The following is a 17,984-nucleotide window of genomic DNA, read 5'->3' as shown; positions in this document are numbered from 1 at the left end:
AATACCTGCTTAATTTTCAATACGGTGCATTAATCGGAAAAAACCAGACTCAAATCTAATTGTGTATTGATTCTGGTCTGTAATACCGAATGACCGGAATTACGTTGCGATTCGATGGCTTGTAAATATTCCGGCGTGATATCGCCGGTTATATATTTACCGTTAAAGCACGAAGTTTCAAAGCTATTGATGGCAGGCGATACTTTTGAAACCGCATGACTCAGTGCATCCAAGTCCTGGAAAAATAAAAAATCTGCACCGATTTCGTTACAAATCTCTTCTGGCGTGCGATCAGTCGCGATCAACTCCTGGCGTGTCGGCATATCGATACCATAGACATTCGGATAGCGTACCGGCGGCGCCGCGGAAGCAAAATAAATTTTATTTGCGCCAGCCTCGCGCGCCATCTGAACAATCTCACGGCTTGTGGTTCCACGGACGATGGAGTCATCCACTAACATCACGTTCTTGCCGCGAAATTCTATACTCATGGCATTTAATTTCTGCCGCACGGATTTGCGCCGTTGCTGCTGGCCCGGCATGATAAAAGTGCGGCCGACGTAACGGTTCTTGACAAATCCTTCACGAAAATCAACGCCCAAGCTGTTGGCAAGTTGCAAGGCACTGGGACGACTGGAATCCGGTATCGGGATAACGACGTCGATCTCCAAATGCGGCATCGTTTTTTTGATTTTCTCGGCCAGATGCTCTCCCATGTTCAATCGCGTTTCATAAACGGAAATTCCGTCGATGACCGAATCGGGTCGTGCCAGATAAACATATTCAAAAATGCAGGGATTCAGCGAAGCGTCGGGTGCGCACTGTTTATTGTAGAAATTACCGTCTTCATCGATAAAAATGGCTTCACCGGGCTGCACATCGCGTAACAATTTAAATCCCAAAGTATCCAAAGCCACGCTTTCCGATGCAATCAAATATTCATCACCTAATTCATTTTCCGCGCTGCCGAAAACCAGCGGGCGTATGCCGTAAGGATCACGAAAGGCTAGCAGTCCATAACCCGCAATCATCGCTATCACCGCATACGCGCCTTTGCAACGTTTATGAACACCGGCTACCGCAGCAAAGATCGTATCCGGATCCAATTGACAGTTACGTGTGCTTTCCTGTAGCTCATGCGCAAGCACATTCAGTAAAACTTCCGAATCCGAATTGGTGTTCACATGCCGCAAGTCCGTTCTGAACAATTCTTGATTCAGTTGCGCCGCATTGGTTAAGTTGCCATTGTGACTCAAGACGATCCCAAACGGCGAGTTCACATAAAAAGGCTGCGCTTCGGCTGACGAATTGGCCGATCCCGCTGTCGGATAACGCACATGGCCGATGCCGATATTTCCGGACAATGCCCGCATATTCCGGGTACGGAATACATCCCGCACCATACCCAGGCCTTTATGCATGTGAAAAGTATTACCTTGCGCCGTTACAATGCCGCTTGCATCCTGCCCGCGATGCTGCAGCATGAGCAAGCCATCATAAAGCAGTTGATTGGCAGGTGATTTTGCAACAATACCGAGAATTCCACACATAGAAGCGCTCCGTAAACTTTGTTTTTATCAGCTTCAGCGTTTGAATTTAAAATGCCATTTATTATCAGACGATCCATTGGAGCGATACGGTAAATTGCAGTGCTCCTGAATCATCTTAAGAATTTTCTTTTCTTTCAAAACTAATGCGTTTAGACAGATCGGTTGGCAGCCAAGGTAAAACCTGTAGCGCAATCACTTCCAATGGACGGCTAAATACCGCACGCTGCCAGAATACTTGATTGGGAATCGTCGTCAATCCAGCAATCAAGGTCAGTAACGTTACAATTGCCAGTGCCCGTAAAAAACCAAAAACCGAGCCGAACAATCGATCAATGAAACCAAGTCCGATGCCTTTGATCAAGGTAGTCAACAACATAGTCGCCATTGCAGTGATCAGTAACACCGAAAGAAATGTCAGTACAAATGCTATCGAGATGCGTAGTGTTTCACCGGCTATTTCGGCAGGTAAAAATTGTTCAAAAAACGATGCATAAGCGCTCGCCACGATAAAAGCGACTACCCAACCGGCAATGGATAACGCTTCCCGGACAAATCCCCGGTAAATACTTAAAATTACCGAAATAAGAAAAATACCGGAAACGACATAATCAAATGCGGTCATCAGTAAAATCAGTCCAGTGCCAGTTGGTTTAGTGACAAAATGTCAGAATTACCCGGTTATCAGCTTACTTGGGAGCCACTACACCGTCCAACCCGATCTTTTTTAATTTTTTTAATTCGGCTTCAGCGGCACTTCGCGTCATAAATGGACCGAGTCTTACCCGCGTTACCTCATTGTGATCAACTTTCAGTGTTTCAGTATAGGCTTTAAAACCATTTGCCAGCAGATTTGCTTGTTGTTGCTTGGCTTTTACCGGATCAGAAAATGCCCCTAGCTGTACAACGAAGCTTTTCGCCGTATCCGCTGCTGGTGCTGCTGGTGTCGCTCCAGCACTATCCGGTATTGTTGCCACAGGTGCAGGTGCGGATGTCGCAGTCTGCGCAGCTTTTGCCGCTGATGCATTTTTTGCTTCGGGAGCGGCGGCTACTAAACGCCGGTCGATTTTGGGTTTAATACCGGGGATAGGGATGCGCCTGTGTTCACCTGATGTGCCAGCGAATTCATCATGCGTCGACGCACCCATTCTAGGTCTGCTCGACAATTCCGGTGACGTATCTTCTTCATTGGGAAGTTCACGGTTTATTAATTCTTCTTTCGGGGTCACATCGATCTTGGCGCTTTTGCCCGGCGGTAAATTGATGGCGATTTCCTGTTTCTCACTTCCACTTTTGGGCTCATCGAATATGGCCGGCAATATGATGACAGCGGTCAGAACCAGCACAATAGCACCAACCAAGCGGCGTCTCGCGCGCTTTCTGAGTAATAATTCTTCTTCGCTGATATTTTTATTCATTTGAGATATCGATTATTACCTGCCCTATTGTGTGTTCAAATACTGCAACACGCCGCTTACCGTATAGAAAGACCCAAATACGCAAATTCTATCATTTTTGCCGGCATGTTCACAGGCAAAAACAAAAGCCGCGACACAATCGGGGAATTGATAAACGGCATTTTCATTGCTTGTGATGCCTGCCTCATGAATTTCCCGGATTAAATAATCAACCGGTGCCGCGCGAGGAGAATCAATCGCGGATACCAGCCAAAAATCGATGTCATTTTTCAATGCTTGAATGACACCCTGAATATCTTTGTCCTGCAACATGGAAAAAACGGCGTAGGTATGACCATTCGGCTTGGTTACCGCCAAATTTTCCGACAAAACGGCAGCTGCTGCAGGATTATGAGCGACATCCAGGATGGTCATCGGTTGTGTTGAGATCACTTGGAATCTGCCGGGTATCACTGCTTCATTCAATCCTTGCCGGATTTCATTCATACTGACCGGTAACGCATCATGCAACGTATCCAATGCTGCCAGGCAGGCGCTCGCATTTTGCAGTTGCTTAGCTCCACGGAGTGCAGGAAAAGGCAAAGAATTTCGCTTGCCTTTGGGACCCCAATAATCCCATTGCGTATGCTTATTTAAAAAACCAAATTCCTGATTAATCAGGAGAATTTTCGCACCGATTTGCTCTGCCTGCCGACGAACGGAATCCGGTATATCGATTTCCGCACAAATCGCCGGTTTGTTTTTTCTGAAAATCGCAGCTTTCTCGAAACCTATTTGTTCCCGGGTATCTCCCAGGTAATCGATATGATCAAGATCAATGCTCGTCAAAATTGCGCACTCCGCATCGAATATGTTAACAGCGTCAAGGCGCCCGCCTAAGCCGACTTCCAGAATCGCCACATCCACATGCACTTGAATAAACGAATAAATCGCAGCTAATGTGCCAAATTCAAAGAAAGTTAGCGATGTATCACAATCTTTCCGGGCTTCATCAACTTGCGCAAAGGCATGGCAAAGCTCCTCATCGCCGATTTCTCTTTTATTCACACGAACACGTTCGTTATAGCGCAGCAAATGCGGTGAGGTATAACAACCCACTTTATATCCGGCGCAAAATAAGATCGACTCCAGCATCGCACAAACGGATCCCTTACCATTCGTGCCGCCTACCACGATAATGGGAAATTGCGGCGCTAATTTCAGTTTAGTTCGAACCCGGTTGACACGCTCCAGTCCCATTTCGATCGTTTTGGGATGAAGCAATTCGAGATACGCTAACCAATCTGCAAGCGAGCCGGTTTCACTACTGGGTGCATGCATTGAATAGGAATCAGATGTGAGGATCTAAGTTGTGGGTTCGGGAACACGCATCAGTTGTGTGCACAGACTGACAATTTTGTCGCGCATTTGTCTGCGATCGACGATCATATCAATCGCACCATGCTGCAATAGGAATTCGGCCCGCTGAAAACCTTCCGGAAGAGTTTGGCGCACTGTTTGTTCAATAACACGCGGACCGGCAAAACCGATCAGAGCTCCGGGTTCGGCGATCACCACATCGCCGAGGAAAGCAAAACTGGCCGATACGCCTCCCATGGTAGGATCGGTCAGAATCGATATGAACGGTAATTTATGATGACTGAGCTTGGTTAGCGCAGCGGTTGTTTTCGCCATTTGCATTAACGAAAACAAGCCCTCCTGCATGCGCGCACCGCCGCTCGCACTGAAGCATATGAATGGCAAGTGCAGATCGATGCAAGCCTTGATACCGCGCGCAAAGCGCTCGCCCACAACGGAGCCCATCGAACCGCCCATAAAACCGAACTCAAAGACCGCAACAACGGCCGGCATCGTTTTGATGGTTCCCTGCATTACCACTAAGGAATCCTGCTCGTCGGTATTTTCCTTCGCTTGCGCCAAGCGATCGACATAGCGCTTACTGTCTTTAAATTTCAATGCATCGGTGGCGGCTACTTCAGCACCGATTTCATAACGGCCTTCCGGATCGAGCAATTGATCGAGACGGTTTCTCGCCGAAACGCGATTATGAAAATCACATTTAGGACAAACATTCAGATTCTTAGCCAGATCGGTGTAATATAAAACCGCTTCGCAGGTACGGCACTTACTCCACAGGCCTTCCGGTACGATTTTCTTTTCACCTGCTTCTTTTCTTTTGATTTTTGGCGGGATAATGTTCTGAAACCAGCTCATGTGCAACGTTTCCTAAAACGGGTTAAACATTGTTTCAATTTTCATCAATGGCTTTACGCAAGGTACTGATCAAATTCCCGACATTACCCAGCACTTCGGCTTCCGGGGATTTCTCGATTTCCTCGATGATCCGGCTGCCGACCACTACGGCATCGGCCAGATCGGCAACCGCTCTGGCCGTTACCCCGTCGCGGATACCGAATCCGACACCGATCGGCAACGAAATGTATTGACGCAATTGCTTCAACATCGCACTGACATCTTGAAGATCCAGGTGCGATGCGCCGGTCACTCCTTTTAACGAAACGTAGTATACGTAACCTTTGGCCATTTTTGCCACTTGCTCGATACGCGTTTGCGGTGTCGTCGGGGACAGCAAAAAGATCGCATCAATTTCCTGTTGTTCCAGGCACTGCACCCATTCAGCAGATTCTTCAGGAGGATAATCGACGATGAGAACGCCATCGACGCCGCAATCTTTCGCTTTAGCGGCAAATGCTGTGTAACCCAGAGCCTCTACCGGATTGGCATATCCCATTAAGACTACCGGCGTATTCGTATCCGATTTTCTAAACTCGCTGACTATGTCTAGAACATTATTCAAACTGACGTGATGCTTCAGTGCACGCTCCGACGATCTTTGAATGGTCGGTCCATCCGCCATGGGATCGGAGAAAGGAATGCCCAACTCGATGATGTCGGCACCCGATTGAACCAGTTGGTGCATCAATTGCACGGTTATTTCCGGGTTTGGGTCGCCAGCGGTAATAAACGGAATCAACGCCTTTCGGTTTTGTTTTTTTAATGCAGCGAATACCTTAGCAATACGGTTTATTTTCTCTGTATCACCCTGGCCACCGAAAATACCCATTAAATTCTTAATAAAGCTCATCAGCTCAACCTATTCTTAATGCTTTTTTAGAAAAACTGCGCATATCGCAATACCGGATACCATTGATTACAGCGTCAAACCGGACATTTGCGCGACAGTCGCCATATCCTTGTCGCCCCGTCCGGATAAGTTCACCAGCAACAATTTGTCTTTCGGTAAAGTAGGTGCATATTTGGCAGCATAAGCCAGTGCATGACTGGACTCCAGCGCCGGCATGATGCCTTCAAAGCGGCACAGTGTATGAAACGCTTCCAGCGCTTCATCGTCGGTAATCGCAACATATTCCGCCCGTCCGCAATCTTTAAGCCAGGCATGTTCCGGTCCCACGCCGGGATAATCAAGACCGGCTGAAATGGAATGGGTCTCAATGATCTGACCATTTTCATCCTGGATAAGATAAGTGCGGTTACCGTGTAATACGCCAGGTTTGCCTGTGGATAAGGTTGCCGCATGCTGGTTTGTATCAACGCCTTTTCCCGCTGCTTCCACGCCGATCAAGCGAACATCGGTATCGTCAATGTATGGATAAAACAAGCCGATCGCATTCGATCCGCCACCGACACATGCGATCAATGCATCCGGTTGGCGATTGAAATCTTCCTGCATTTGTACTTTGGCTTCATTCCCGATGACCACCTGAAAATCCCTGACCATCATCGGATAAGGGTGCGGCCCCGCCACAGTCCCGATGATATAAAACGTATTTTCGACATTGGTGACCCAATCGCGCATGGCTTCATTCAGCGCATCTTTTAAGGTCTTGGACCCTGATTCCACCGGTACTACGGTCGCACCCAGCAGTTTCATGCGGTACACATTGGTCGCTTGGCGTTTTACGTCTTCGGAACCCATGTAGACCACGCACTCCATGCCATAGCGCGCGGCTACCGTGGCACTTGCCACACCATGCTGACCCGCACCGGTTTCCGCAATGACCCGTTTTTTCCCCATCCGCCGTGCCAAAAGCGCCTGTCCTACCGTATTGTTGATTTTATGTGCGCCGGTGTGGTTCAGATCTTCGCGTTTCAATAGAATCTGCGCACCGCCTAAGTGCTCAGACCATCTTTTTGCATGATAAATAGGACTGGGACGTCCGACGTAATGTTTCAATTCATACGCAAATTCCGCCTTGAATTCCGGGTCGTCACGATAAAATTCGTATTGCTTGCGCAAATCTTCCAGTGCCGAGATTAATGTTTCGGCGACAAATATACCGCCATACGGACCGAAATGACCTTCTTTATTCGGCAGATCATAAGCACTCACGATTGTTTAACTCCTCGCATGAAAGCAATAATTTTTTTCTCATCTTTAATACCCTTTGATGCTTCCACGCCGCTTGAAACATCCACCGCCCACGGTTTTGTTTGCTTGATTGCATTCGTCACATTATCTGGATTTAAACCACCGGACAGAATCAGTGGTAACGGCAGTTGCTGCGGGATAAGCTGCCAATCAAAAATATGACCGGTGCCGCCAGGCATGTCGGCAGCATAAGTATCGAGCAATAATCCTTTTGCTGTCTTGTAACGTTCTGCATATTGTAGCAAATCTGTATCCGCTTTGACGCGAATCGCCTTAATATAAGGCTGTGAAAATTGATTGCAAAATTCCGGTGACTCGTCGCCGTGAAATTGTAGCAGGCTAAGTTTGGCAACTCGTGCGGTTTCCTCAACCCAGGCAACATCCGGGTCAACGTACACCCCGACGGTACAGACAAAAGGCGGTATCACTTCAACAATCCGGCGCGCCGAATCCGCATCGATATAGCGTGCACTCTGCGGCCAAAAAACAAAACCGATGGCATCTGCACCGGATTGAATTGCCGCTTTTGCATCTTCGCTACGGGTGATTCCACATACTTTTACGCGCACTGACATGGGATTTTTATAATCTTTTTTGTAACTTAATCATGAAACGATGAATTGGCAATGACCGGCATCGGAGAAAATTCCGGCATGCCCCAGCACGTGTCATACTTCACACCGGCCAGATACAAACCCGCAGAGGAAAATGTAGGTGCGGCATACGTCCGGTCACAGCTTGCCAATAATTCTCGCATCCATTCGGCAGAATACTTCCCTTTGCCGACATAAACAAGACAACCAATGATATTGCGCACCATGTGATGCAGAAATGCGTTAGCGCATATATCGAAAACCAATATATTCCCTTGTCGGGTGATGGTTAGCCGGGTGATTGTCCGTACCGGGGATTTTGCTTGACATTCGGCGGCTCGAAATGAAGAGAAATCATGTTCACCGATGAGAATATTGCCCGCAGCCTGCATTTTTGCCAATTCTAACGGGTGATGATACCAGCCGACTTTATTATTATTAATTCCTGGTCGCACCGGCTGATTCAATAACAAATATAAGTAGCGTCGCTCCTTTGCACTATACCTGGCGTGAAATTCGCCGGATACTTCGTTTGCCCAGAGTACCGCAATATCATTGGGCAATAATGCATTGACGCCGCGTATCCAGGCACCGACCGGGCGCTGCGCCAATGTATCGAAATGTACCACTTGATAGAGTGCATGCACTCCTGTATCGGTGCGTCCGGCGGTAATGATACGGATTTTTTCTTGCGCGATTTTCGATAAGGCTGTTTCCAGCACATCCTGGATCGAGCAGCCTTGCGGTTGGCTTTGCCATCCGCAATAACGGCTGCCGTCATACTCTAAAACAAGAACTACGCGCACGAACAAAAAATGCTGTCACCGGTTGATCAATACCATCCGATCGTGATTCTTACAAACTCTTCAGCATTTGCTTTGCTGCTTTCTTTTGTTTTTCGTCGCCGTCCCGGATTACTTCCTCAAGCATTTCTCTAGCGCCTTCCTTATCATCCATTTCCTGGTAAGCTTTTGCCAGATCGAGCTTGGTTTCCACTTCCTGCCATTGTTCGCTCTTTTCGCTTAAATCCAGATTTTCTTCCTTTTCGTTTTCTTGATCGGAATCCTCAAGATTCAAGTTAATATGAGCCAATTCAAGCTCAGATATATTTGCCACAGGTGCTTTTTGCGCGATATCCGGAATTTGATCAAATTCCAAGGGCTCATCACGTAATCCGGATATTGTCTTGCTTTGATCTGCAGCCGATTCGTCACCGGTTGATGGAAATTCGATTTCACTTGCCGCTTCATCTTTAGTCAGATCAATACCCGAGCCAACCGAATCTCCCAGATCAAAATCCAAATCCATTTTCTCATTGTCGAAAACATTATCGTCGTTGAGATTGACAGCATCCAGAGATTTTTCCGAGTCGTCAAAATTGATTTCCAGTGCGTAATCTGCAGCACTCTCAGGTGCTTTCGAATCTTCGCCGGCATTCAATAATCCCGCTTCGTCATCCGCAAGCGATTGATCCAGCGCCGCATGATGCTTAATCTCATCAACTTCATCGCTCAAATCAAAATCAATTTGATTCACCGAGCTTGTCGCATCACTCCCGGAATCGGCCGGTTGCTCATAATCTTCTGCAAAATCACCGCGCACATTTTGGCTGACTGGCTGCTCATCCGATTGCAAATCCGCTATCAATGGCTCGTCGTCAGCTGGCAATTCCGTTGCAGCTTCATACCTTGGAGCATGATCTTCATCGTACTTTGCTTCTTTATCAAACTCTTCATCCTCAGAATACGAATCTAAATTCTGATAAGTTAGATCATCTTCCGTGTTTTCGGATGCAAACGAATCAGCAGCGACTGCCGCAGCCGCCCCGGTAGCCGCCATGGTTGACATGCGTGAACGCATTGCGGAAGAGAAATTCTCTTTTCTCGTGTCTTCTTCCTCTTCGACTGCTTCTTGCTGCTTGCGCCGTCTTTTGATCATTAACAGAACCAGCAGCAACCCTAAAATTAGCGCGCCAGCAATATATTCAATATAGCCAAATAGCAAATCAATCCACGAACGATTTTCAGTGTCCGGTGCTAGAGAAGCTGGAGGAGGCGCAGTGACTGGCGGGCTTTTGGCGGTTGCTTCGCTTGCCGGCTGAACCGCGAGCGGTTGTTGCGCTGGCACCGCAGCTAAACTCAATTCCGTTTTGGTATCTTTCCCAGGTGAGGATTCTACTGCAACCGACGATTGCACTTCCGGCTTAGCGGCAGTCTTATGAGACGGGTCAGCTTTGAGTTGCGCTTGCGCCAGAACGGAATCCTTCAATTCCAGCAGCTGTTTCAAGTTCTCGATGCTTTTTTCCAGCATCGCCACGCGCTCGTTCGCTTCTTTCAGAGCAAGATTGCGTGCAATGGCATCTTCTTCCATCATCCGCAGACGATCAACCAGCGTAGAATCCGGAATCTTACCGTCCTTATCGGGTAATTGCGCTCCGCTCGATAACTTCAGGACTTCTTTAGAAACGTGCGGCGTTGCCGCAGATTTCTTATCCAGTGTGGTAGTAATATGACCTTGATCCGACTGGCTAATCGTGTGCTGCGCCGGAGATTCCCGGCTGATATCGGCGAGTTTACTTCGATAGCTGCGCCAATCGGCGGTTTGCATTTTAATCTCAGCTTGTGCTGTTGATGCATCAACGGCCGCTATTTCATTCTTCTCCGGTATCTTCAGAACGGTACCGGTTTTGAGCAGATTCATATTATCGGCAATGAAGGCATCGCGATTGGCATGATAAAGTGCCACGAGCATTTGATTAAGATCGACACCGGCCGGCAATACCTGACGGGCGATGGATGACAGCGTATCGCCGCGCTTTACCGGCCCGTAGGATTTCTTGCCGGATCCGGGAGCGTTATTTTTCGTTTTCGTTCCGGAAGAATTCACACCCCGCTTATTTTTTTCATCCGCAGGTGCTTTCTCTTCATTCAATTGAGTTGCAACTATCACCGGAGTGGAATTGGTGCTTGCTGCGGCAATATTTTGTGTATTGGCTTCGATAGGATCAAGCAGAACAGTATATTCGCGCAGTATACGTCCTGAAGACCAATTCAATTCCAGTAGTACCATCAAAAAAGGATCGTTGACGGCCTGCGGTGATGACAATTTGATGTATGGGCTACCGTTGGCTCGTGATTCCACTGAAGCTTTGATTGTGGATAGAACCGGTTCGTAACTGATACCGGCTTGCGTGAATGCTTCCCGGGGCGCGATACTGGCTTTTAGAGATGACACATCATCGCTACTGGTCGTGACAATATCGATTTCAGCAGCAAGCGGTTGCCCCAAAGCGGAATTAAGTGTCAACTTACCTAATCCCGCGGCTTGAATAACAGCCCATGGCAACATCAGGATGATTACAAACAAGCTTACTCTAAAGGATGTTTTATACACCGAAGTACCCTCTCAGTTTTTTTGAAAAAAGATTTCGAAAGGCTAACACTGTGACGCAATCACGTAAGCTGGGATTATGCCTTAAATTACGGGCTAATTCATATAAAACAAACCTATAATTATGAGAATGTAACTAAAGTATCAAGAAATGAGAATTTCAATGCTGAATGAGGATGCGCAACATTCTGCGTAGTGGTTCCGCTGCGCCCCACAATAATTGGTCGCCGACGGTAAAAACGGACAAATATTCGTTACCCATCGCCAGCTTTCGCAACCGGCCTACCGGTATCGATAACGAGCCGGTGACGGCTGTCGGGGTCAATTTTGAAGTTGTTGCTTCTCTTTCATTAGGAACAATCTGCACCCAGTCATTCGAACTCGCGATAATGTCCTCGATTTCGTCCAAAGGCACATCTTGTTTTAGCTTGATGGTAAGGGCCTGGCTGTGGCAACGCATCGCGCCGACACGCACACAAATTCCATCCACGGGAATTTGCTGATCACCTCTACCGAGAATTTTGTTGGTCTCTGCCTGTCCCTTCCATTCTTCGCGGCTTTGTCCATTGGCAACTTCTTTATCGATCCAAGGAATCAAGCTTCCCGCGAGCGGCACGCCGAAATTCTCCGTTGGGAATTTTTTATCGCGCAATGTGCCGGCAACTTCACGGTCGATTTCCAGAATGCTGGATGCGGGATTATCGAGTAAATCTTTCGCTACGCGATGCGCTTCGCCCATTTGCTGCAGTAACTCACGCATATTTTTGGCGCCGGCGCCGGATGCTGCTTGATACGTCATGGCGCTCATCCATTCCACCATGCCTTTCTCAAAAAGCCCGCCGACTGCCATTAACATCAAGCTGACCGTGCAGTTACCGCCGATATAATTTTTTACCCCGTCATGCAACGCTTGTTCGATTACCGGCATATTGACCGGATCCAATATGATCACGGCGTCCTTTTCCATGCGCAATGCGGATGCCGCATCGATCCAATAACCTTGCCAGCCGGACTGACGCAATTGTTTAAAAACTTGATTGGTGTAATCACCGCCTTGGCAGGAAATAATAACATCCATTGCACTGAGCTGATCAATATCAAAAGCATCTTTCAGCGGAGAAGTTTCCTTGCCAATTTCAGGACCTGCGCCACCTCTTTGCGAGGTTGTAAAAAATACAGGATCAATCAGAGAAAAATCATCTTCTTCCCGCATTCTTTGCATTAATACGGAACCGACCATACCACGCCAACCAACAAAACCCACTTGTTTCATTGCTTATCTCTTACCTTAAAATTGACAACTGATTAATCAAAAAAACACCTCAATCGATGATCCGTGGAAACCTCTTTACATCGCCGACAACACTGCATCGCCCATTGCTTTTGTGCCAACCGATTTCATTCCAGGTTCATCGATATCTTTTGTGCGGAAACCCATCGCCAGAACTTTTTTGACGGCATTTTCTATGCGCTGCGCCGCTGCTTCCTGATTAAAGGTATAACGCAGCATCATGGCAGCCGACAATATCGTCGCCAATGGATTAGCCAGATCCTTGCCGGCAATATCCGGCGCCGAGCCATGAATAGGTTCATATAAACCTTTATTATTTTCATCCAAAGAAGCCGAAGGCAGCATTCCGATCGATCCTGTCAACATTGAAGCCTCATCAGACAAAATATCGCCAAACATGTTTCCGGTAACGATGACATCAAATTGTTTCGGATTGCGCACCAATTGCATCGCGGCGTTATCAACCAGCATATGCGACAGCGTCACTTGCGGATATTCATACGCAACTTCAATCACAACATCGCGCCATAATTGCGTGCATTCCAGCACGTTCATTTTATCCACGGAGCACAACTTGCCTTGCCGTTTAGCCGCCGCTTGGAAAGCAACATGGGCAATGCGCCGTATTTCTGATTCACTGTAAATCATCGTGTTGTAACCGACACGCTGCCCATCGCGTGTTTCAATCCCGCGCGGCTCGCCGAAATAAATATCACCGGTCAATTCACGCACAATCATGATATCGAGCCCCGCAACCACTTCGTATTTCAAACTGGAGGCATTGGCCAGTTCCGGATAGAGTAGCGCTGGACGCAGATTTGCAAACAAACCCAGTTCTTTACGTATGGCAAGCAAGCCGCGTTCCGGGCGTTGCTGACGCGGCAAAGTATCGTAGCGCGGACCACCGACAGCACCGAGTAACACCGCATCCGCTTGACTCGCCAACCGGTGCGTCGCTTCCGGATACGGTTCTCCCGTAGCATCCACAGCACAGCCGCCAATCAAGCCATACTCCAGCTCAATCGCTAAGCCGTCTTTTTTTAATACATCCAATACGCGCACAGCTTGTGCAACGATTTCAGGTCCGATCCCATCACCGGATAAAACAGCAATTTTCATCATATGTTAATTTTTAACGCTAATTTCACATGAATAGCCAAGGCTGTTCACTGTGCCGTTTCTGTTCAAATTGTTTAATCTTTTCCGCGTGCTGCAAAGTCAGGCCGATTTCATCCAAACCATTGAGCAGGCAATGTTTGCGGAAAGTATCCACTTCAAATGCATACACTTTATTTTGCGGTGTCGTCACGGTTTGTTTCTGAAGATCCACCGTCAAGCGGTATCCTTCCGTTGTTTTGACTTCTTCAAATAAGCGATCCAGTACCGCCTCATCCAGAACAACCGGCAGCAAACCGATTTTGAAGCAGTTATTGAAAAAAATATCGGCAAAACTGGGAGCGATGATGACGCGGAAACCGTAATCCTGCAGCGACCACGGCGCGTGTTCACGGCTCGATCCGCAACCGAAATTGGCGCGTGCCAGCAATATTTGCGCACCCAGGTAGCGCGGTTGATTCAATATAAACTCCGGGTTCGGTTGGCGTTGCGCCGGATCCATCCCTGGTTCTCCGTGATCGAGATAACGCCATTCATCGAATAGATTCTGGCCAAAACCGGAACGCTTGATTGATTTGAGAAATTGCTTCGGAATGATGGCATCGGTATCGACATTGGCACGATCCAGTGGCGCCACCAAACCGGTAAGAGTATGAAATTTTTCCATTTATTTATTTGTGCAATTGCTTACACAGCGTGATCTAGCGACCGAATTCGCGCACATCGACAAAATGCCCGGCAACTGCAGCCGCAGCAGCCATTACCGGACTGACCAAATGTGTTCTACCGCCAGGGCCTTGTCGACCTTCAAAATTTCGATTCGACGTCGAAGCGCAGCGCTCACCCGCAGTCAAGCGATCATCGTTCATCGCCAGGCACATGGAGCAACCGGGTTCGCGCCATTCAAATCCAGCCGCGGTAAAAACTTTATCTAATCCCTCTTCTTCAGCCTGCTTCTTGACCAATCCGGAGCCCGGAACCACCAGAGCTAGCTTAATATTGGCAGCAATATGTTTTCCCTTAATGACTTGCGCCGCCGCGCGCAAATCCTCAATGCGCGAGTTTGTGCAGGAGCCAATAAAAATTTTATCCAGCGAAATTTGCGTAATCGGCGTATTGGCGCGCAATCCCATATAATTCAACGCCTGTTGCATATCGTGGCGTTTGATTTCATCGTTGACAAGCGCAGGGTCGGGTACGGTACCGTCAATCGTTGTCACCATTTCAGGCGAAGTACCCCACGTCACTTGCGGTTTGATTTGCGCCGCTTGCAAAGTCACTGTGCGATCAAAAACTGCGCCATCATCGCTGTGAAGCGTGCCCCAGTAAGTCACTGCGCGCTCCCACAACTCCCCCTGCGGTGCGAAAGGGCGTCCTTTAAGATAGTTAATCGTGATATCGTCGACGGCAACCATGCCAGCACGTGCACCTGCTTCAATCGCCATATTGCACAGCGTCATGCGCCCTTCCATCGACAATGCGCGTATAGCGCTGCCGGTGAATTCGATGGCATAACCCGTGCCGCCCGCCGTACCGATTTCACCGATGATCGCCAGCGCAATGTCTTTGGCAGTAACACCAAATCCCAATTGACCGTCCACAGCGATACGCATGGTTTTGGATTTTTTCATCAACAGACACTGCGTCGCCAGTACATGCTCGACTTCCGATGTGCCGATACCGAACGCCAAGCAACCAAATGCGCCATGCGTACTGGTATGAGAATCACCGCACACGACCGTCATACCCGGCAAGGTAGCGCCTTGTTCCGGACCGATGACATGCACGATCCCTTGCCGCAAATCATTCATTTTGAACTCAATAATTCCCAGCTCGTCACAATTTTGATCCAGCGTATCCACTTGCAAGCGCGAGATGGGATCGTGAATGCCATGTTCGCGATCCGTGGTCGGCACATTGTGATCCGCCACGGCGAGAATGGAATTCAGGCGCCAAGGCTTTCTTCCCGCCAGTTTCAGACTCTCGAACGCTTGCGGACTGGTGACTTCGTGTACCAAATGGCGATCAATATAGATCAGCGCCATACTGCCCGGATCACCGGATTCAGTATGCACCACATGTTGACTCCAAAGTTTGTCGTATAGCGTTTGCATCAGGTGAAATTTAAAAATTCGGTTAACGCGCGATTATCCCATAAAGTTTACAAATTCAACAAACCAAGCACGCTTTATCGCACTAATGATTAAAAGATTTCATTTTCCATGCGATTAAAACCAAGCCTGCGAATGCCGCGGCAGCGCTGAAAAAGAAAGTAATCTCCGCACCCAGCCAATCCCAGGTATATCCGCTGAATACCGCGCCCAATGCACCGCCTATGCCATACGCGGTACTGGTGTATATCGCCTGCCCTTTTGCTTGATGCCGTCCTTGAAAAAACTGATGGATGACCACCATGGCAGCAATATGGTGCGCACCATAAGTTGCTGCATGCAGAATTTGCGCAAAAACGATAATAACCGGCCATTCGACACATTGTCCGATCAGCACAAAGCGGAGAATGGCGCAAGCAAAGCTAAAAATCAGCACATGTTTTAAACGGAAATGCCGCAGCAGCCACGGCATGATGAAAAAAATACCGATTTCGCAAATCACACCGGTTGCCCACAACCAGCCGACGAATCCTTTGGTATATCCATGCTCCACCAGATAGATGGAAAAAAACGTATAGTAAGCGCCATGTGCGAACAGCATCAGCAAACTGGAAAGTAAAAACGCCATGACTTCCGGTCTCCGGCAAATCTCGAACACCGAATGCAGTCCGGTGGTGTGACGCATGATTTCTTTTTCAGGAATTTGATAAGAAAAAAACACAATACCCAGTTTTAATCCCAGCACAACCCACAATAACCAGATAATTTCCACTTTTTCCAACAAATAACCGATGCCGATCACCGCCAAAACAAAGCCGACCGATCCCCAGGAACGGATCCGGCCGTACTTGTCGGTATAGCTTCCCAAATGCGATAGCGTGATCGCTTCCATCAGTGGCAGCGAAGCGCTCCAAAAGAAACTCATCAACAGCATGACAAGAAATATCCAAGCGAACGATTCACCGGCGAAGAAACCGCAGAAACTCAACAAACCACTCACCGCAGCCACTTGAACCACACGGACGCGCTTACCGGTATGATCCGCCAGCCAACCCCAGACGGCCGGTGAGAAAATCCGCGCGACCAGCAGCAGTGACATCAATATGCCGATTTGCAGCGCATTAAACGACAGCGCTTGCAAGTACAAGCTCCAATACGGTGAAAAAGCACCGATGAAAGCAAAATAAAAGAAATAAAAACCGGAAAGACGCCAATAAGGGAGTGACGGCATAACAATACGCGAACCGATGCAGCGGTTTAGCTAAAATATTGGCTACTGGAATTAGTGATCCATAATCTTTGTTACCGAGGCACGCATTCTACAAGAATTCATGCCGCAAATCTTTTTCGCATACTCAGAAAATTTACCGATTTCCACTCTTCCTCCCAGCAGATAGTTGACAATCCATAAGCCCTTCGATAGTCTCCACGCACAGATTGGATTTTGTATTTTTACGCACTCGCCATGCGCTGATTGAGCTAAAGGAAACGTTGGCAAGATGCACAACCATCCTTCCCGCCTCCGCTTCTCAGTTGGTCTCAATTTTGTGCGATACGAAATACATTTTTTTCATCTACAGTGACAATAACAATAAAAAAACCCTCAATTTCAAAAAGGAGAGCACAATGGAACTCAAAGGATCAAAAACCGAAGGAAATCTGAAAGCCGCTTTTGCCGGTGAATCGCAAGCCAATCGCCGTTATTTGTACTTTGCAGCAAAAGCCGATGTGGAAGGCCAAAACGATGTAGCTGCGGTTTTCCGTTCTACCGCGGAAGGTGAAACCGGTCATGCGCACGGTCACCTGGAGCATCTGGAAAACTGTGGCGACCCCGCCACCGGCATGCCGTTCGGTTCTTCCCGCGATAACCTGAAAACCGCCATCGCGGGCGAAACACATGAATACACCGACATGTACCCAGGCATGGCAAAAACGGCGCGCGACGAAGGTTTCGACGAAATCGCCGATTGGTTCGAAACACTGGCCAAAGCGGAACGCTCGCACGCCAATCGTTTCCAACGTGCGCTGGACAGCTTGGCCGATTAATTCATCGCAGCGCGATTATTGCGCTGATTCCAAAGTCGCTGCGGGGTTTATTGGCCGGTTA

General features: G+C 48.1%; 16 protein-coding genes. 1 reads left to right on the top strand and 15 read right to left on the bottom strand.

Going from position 1 to position 17,984, the window contains the following annotated elements; translation table 11 throughout:
- Window positions 1-29: 29 nt before the first annotated feature.
- The 15 genes from purF to HRU78_07445 all read right to left on the bottom strand — a co-directional run bounded on the left by purF (window position 30) and on the right by HRU78_07445 (window position 17,108).
- Window positions 30-1,550: an amidophosphoribosyltransferase gene (purF, locus tag HRU78_07515; GenBank protein QOJ23512.1), complete on the bottom strand. Its 1,521-nt coding sequence runs from the start codon at window positions 1,548-1,550 to the stop codon at window positions 30-32.
- Window positions 1,551-1,665: 115 nt separating this feature from the next.
- Window positions 1,666-2,172, bottom strand: a complete 507-nt coding sequence (locus HRU78_07510) for a CvpA family protein (protein QOJ23511.1) — start codon at window positions 2,170-2,172, stop codon at window positions 1,666-1,668.
- Window positions 2,173-2,236: 64 nt separating this feature from the next.
- Window positions 2,237-2,965: an SPOR domain-containing protein gene (locus HRU78_07505; GenBank protein QOJ23510.1), complete on the bottom strand. Its 729-nt coding sequence runs from the start codon at window positions 2,963-2,965 to the stop codon at window positions 2,237-2,239.
- 24 nt (window positions 2,966-2,989) lie between these two features.
- Entirely contained in the window at window positions 2,990-4,285 is a 1,296-nt protein-coding gene (gene folC / locus HRU78_07500; GenBank protein ID QOJ23509.1) for a bifunctional tetrahydrofolate synthase/dihydrofolate synthase, read from the bottom strand.
- A 24-nt stretch (window positions 4,286-4,309) separates the two neighbouring features.
- Window positions 4,310-5,179, bottom strand: a complete 870-nt coding sequence (locus tag HRU78_07495; protein QOJ23508.1) for an acetyl-CoA carboxylase carboxyltransferase subunit beta — start codon at window positions 5,177-5,179, stop codon at window positions 4,310-4,312.
- Between the two features lie 34 nt (window positions 5,180-5,213).
- Window positions 5,214-6,014, bottom strand: a complete 801-nt coding sequence (locus HRU78_07490; GenBank protein QOJ24967.1) for a tryptophan synthase subunit alpha — start codon at window positions 6,012-6,014, stop codon at window positions 5,214-5,216.
- A 123-nt stretch (window positions 6,015-6,137) separates the two neighbouring features.
- Window positions 6,138-7,337 carry a tryptophan synthase subunit beta gene (gene trpB / locus HRU78_07485; GenBank protein ID QOJ23507.1) on the bottom strand — a complete coding sequence of 400 codons (1,200 nt, stop codon included), beginning with the start codon at window positions 7,335-7,337 and terminating at the stop codon, window positions 6,138-6,140.
- Window positions 7,334-7,951, bottom strand: a complete 618-nt coding sequence (locus HRU78_07480; GenBank protein ID QOJ23506.1) for a phosphoribosylanthranilate isomerase — start codon at window positions 7,949-7,951, stop codon at window positions 7,334-7,336. Before HRU78_07480 ends, trpB begins: the two co-directional genes overlap by 4 nt.
- 26 nt (window positions 7,952-7,977) lie before the next feature.
- Complete coding sequence (gene truA / locus HRU78_07475) at window positions 7,978-8,775, bottom strand: tRNA pseudouridine(38-40) synthase TruA (protein ID QOJ23505.1); 798 nt, start codon at window positions 8,773-8,775, stop codon at window positions 7,978-7,980.
- A 49-nt stretch (window positions 8,776-8,824) separates the two neighbouring features.
- Entirely contained in the window at window positions 8,825-11,317 is a 2,493-nt protein-coding gene (locus tag HRU78_07470; protein QOJ24966.1) for a LysM peptidoglycan-binding domain-containing protein, read from the bottom strand.
- A gap of 202 nt (window positions 11,318-11,519) precedes the next feature.
- Window positions 11,520-12,632, bottom strand: a complete 1,113-nt coding sequence (gene asd, locus HRU78_07465; protein QOJ23504.1) for an aspartate-semialdehyde dehydrogenase — start codon at window positions 12,630-12,632, stop codon at window positions 11,520-11,522.
- Window positions 12,633-12,707: 75 nt separating this feature from the next.
- Window positions 12,708-13,769 carry a 3-isopropylmalate dehydrogenase gene (gene leuB / locus HRU78_07460; GenBank protein ID QOJ24965.1) on the bottom strand — a complete coding sequence of 354 codons (1,062 nt, stop codon included), beginning with the start codon at window positions 13,767-13,769 and terminating at the stop codon, window positions 12,708-12,710.
- Between the two features lie 25 nt (window positions 13,770-13,794).
- Window positions 13,795-14,433 carry a 3-isopropylmalate dehydratase small subunit gene (gene leuD, locus HRU78_07455; GenBank protein QOJ23503.1) on the bottom strand — a complete coding sequence of 213 codons (639 nt, stop codon included), beginning with the start codon at window positions 14,431-14,433 and terminating at the stop codon, window positions 13,795-13,797.
- A gap of 34 nt (window positions 14,434-14,467) precedes the next feature.
- The gene (gene leuC, locus HRU78_07450; protein ID QOJ23502.1) at window positions 14,468-15,880 is read right to left on the bottom strand and encodes a 3-isopropylmalate dehydratase large subunit; all 1,413 of its coding nucleotides are present in this window, start codon (window positions 15,878-15,880) and stop codon (window positions 14,468-14,470) included.
- 82 nt (window positions 15,881-15,962) lie between these two features.
- A complete protein-coding gene (locus HRU78_07445) occupies window positions 15,963-17,108 on the bottom strand; it encodes an MFS transporter (protein QOJ23501.1) in 1,146 nt (381 codons plus the stop codon).
- Window positions 17,109-17,503: 395 nt separating this feature from the next.
- Between HRU78_07445 and HRU78_07440 the strand changes: the two genes are divergently transcribed.
- Window positions 17,504-17,923 (top strand): rubrerythrin, encoded by a 420-nt coding sequence (locus tag HRU78_07440; protein ID QOJ23500.1) that lies wholly within the window; start codon window positions 17,504-17,506, stop codon window positions 17,921-17,923.
- The last annotated feature ends 61 nt before the right edge of the window (window positions 17,924-17,984 follow it).

The sequence above is a fragment of the Gammaproteobacteria bacterium genome, from assembly GCA_015709635.1.
GTDB lineage: Bacteria > Pseudomonadota > Gammaproteobacteria > Burkholderiales > Nitrosomonadaceae > Nitrosomonas.
This window is presented reverse-complemented; position numbering and strand designations above follow the sequence as displayed.

Bases quoted from the DNA above. Each gene is read 5' to 3' on its own strand.
- purF (QOJ23512.1), bottom strand. From the start codon at position 1,550: ATGTGTGGAATTCTCGGTATTGTTGCAAAATCACCTGCCAATCAACTG.
- HRU78_07510 (QOJ23511.1), bottom strand. From the start codon at position 2,172: ATGACCGCATTTGATTATGTCGTTTCCGGTATTTTTCTTATTTCGGTA.
- HRU78_07505 (QOJ23510.1), bottom strand. From the start codon at position 2,965: ATGAATAAAAATATCAGCGAAGAAGAATTATTACTCAGAAAGCGCGCG.
- folC (QOJ23509.1), bottom strand. From the start codon at position 4,285: ATGCATGCACCCAGTAGTGAAACCGGCTCGCTTGCAGATTGGTTAGCG.
- HRU78_07495 (QOJ23508.1), bottom strand. From the start codon at position 5,179: ATGAGCTGGTTTCAGAACATTATCCCGCCAAAAATCAAAAGAAAAGAA.
- HRU78_07480 (QOJ23506.1), bottom strand. From the start codon at position 7,951: ATGTCAGTGCGCGTAAAAGTATGTGGAATCACCCGTAGCGAAGATGCA.
- HRU78_07470 (QOJ24966.1), bottom strand. From the start codon at position 11,317: ATGTTGCCATGGGCTGTTATTCAAGCCGCGGGATTAGGTAAGTTGACA.
- asd (QOJ23504.1), bottom strand. From the start codon at position 12,632: ATGAAACAAGTGGGTTTTGTTGGTTGGCGTGGTATGGTCGGTTCCGTA.
- leuB (QOJ24965.1), bottom strand. From the start codon at position 13,769: ATGAAAATTGCTGTTTTATCCGGTGATGGGATCGGACCTGAAATCGTT.
- leuD (QOJ23503.1), bottom strand. From the start codon at position 14,433: ATGGAAAAATTTCATACTCTTACCGGTTTGGTGGCGCCACTGGATCGT.
- leuC (QOJ23502.1), bottom strand. From the start codon at position 15,880: ATGCAAACGCTATACGACAAACTTTGGAGTCAACATGTGGTGCATACT.
- HRU78_07445 (QOJ23501.1), bottom strand. From the start codon at position 17,108: ATGCCGTCACTCCCTTATTGGCGTCTTTCCGGTTTTTATTTCTTTTAT.
- HRU78_07440 (QOJ23500.1), top strand. From the start codon at position 17,504: ATGGAACTCAAAGGATCAAAAACCGAAGGAAATCTGAAAGCCGCTTTT.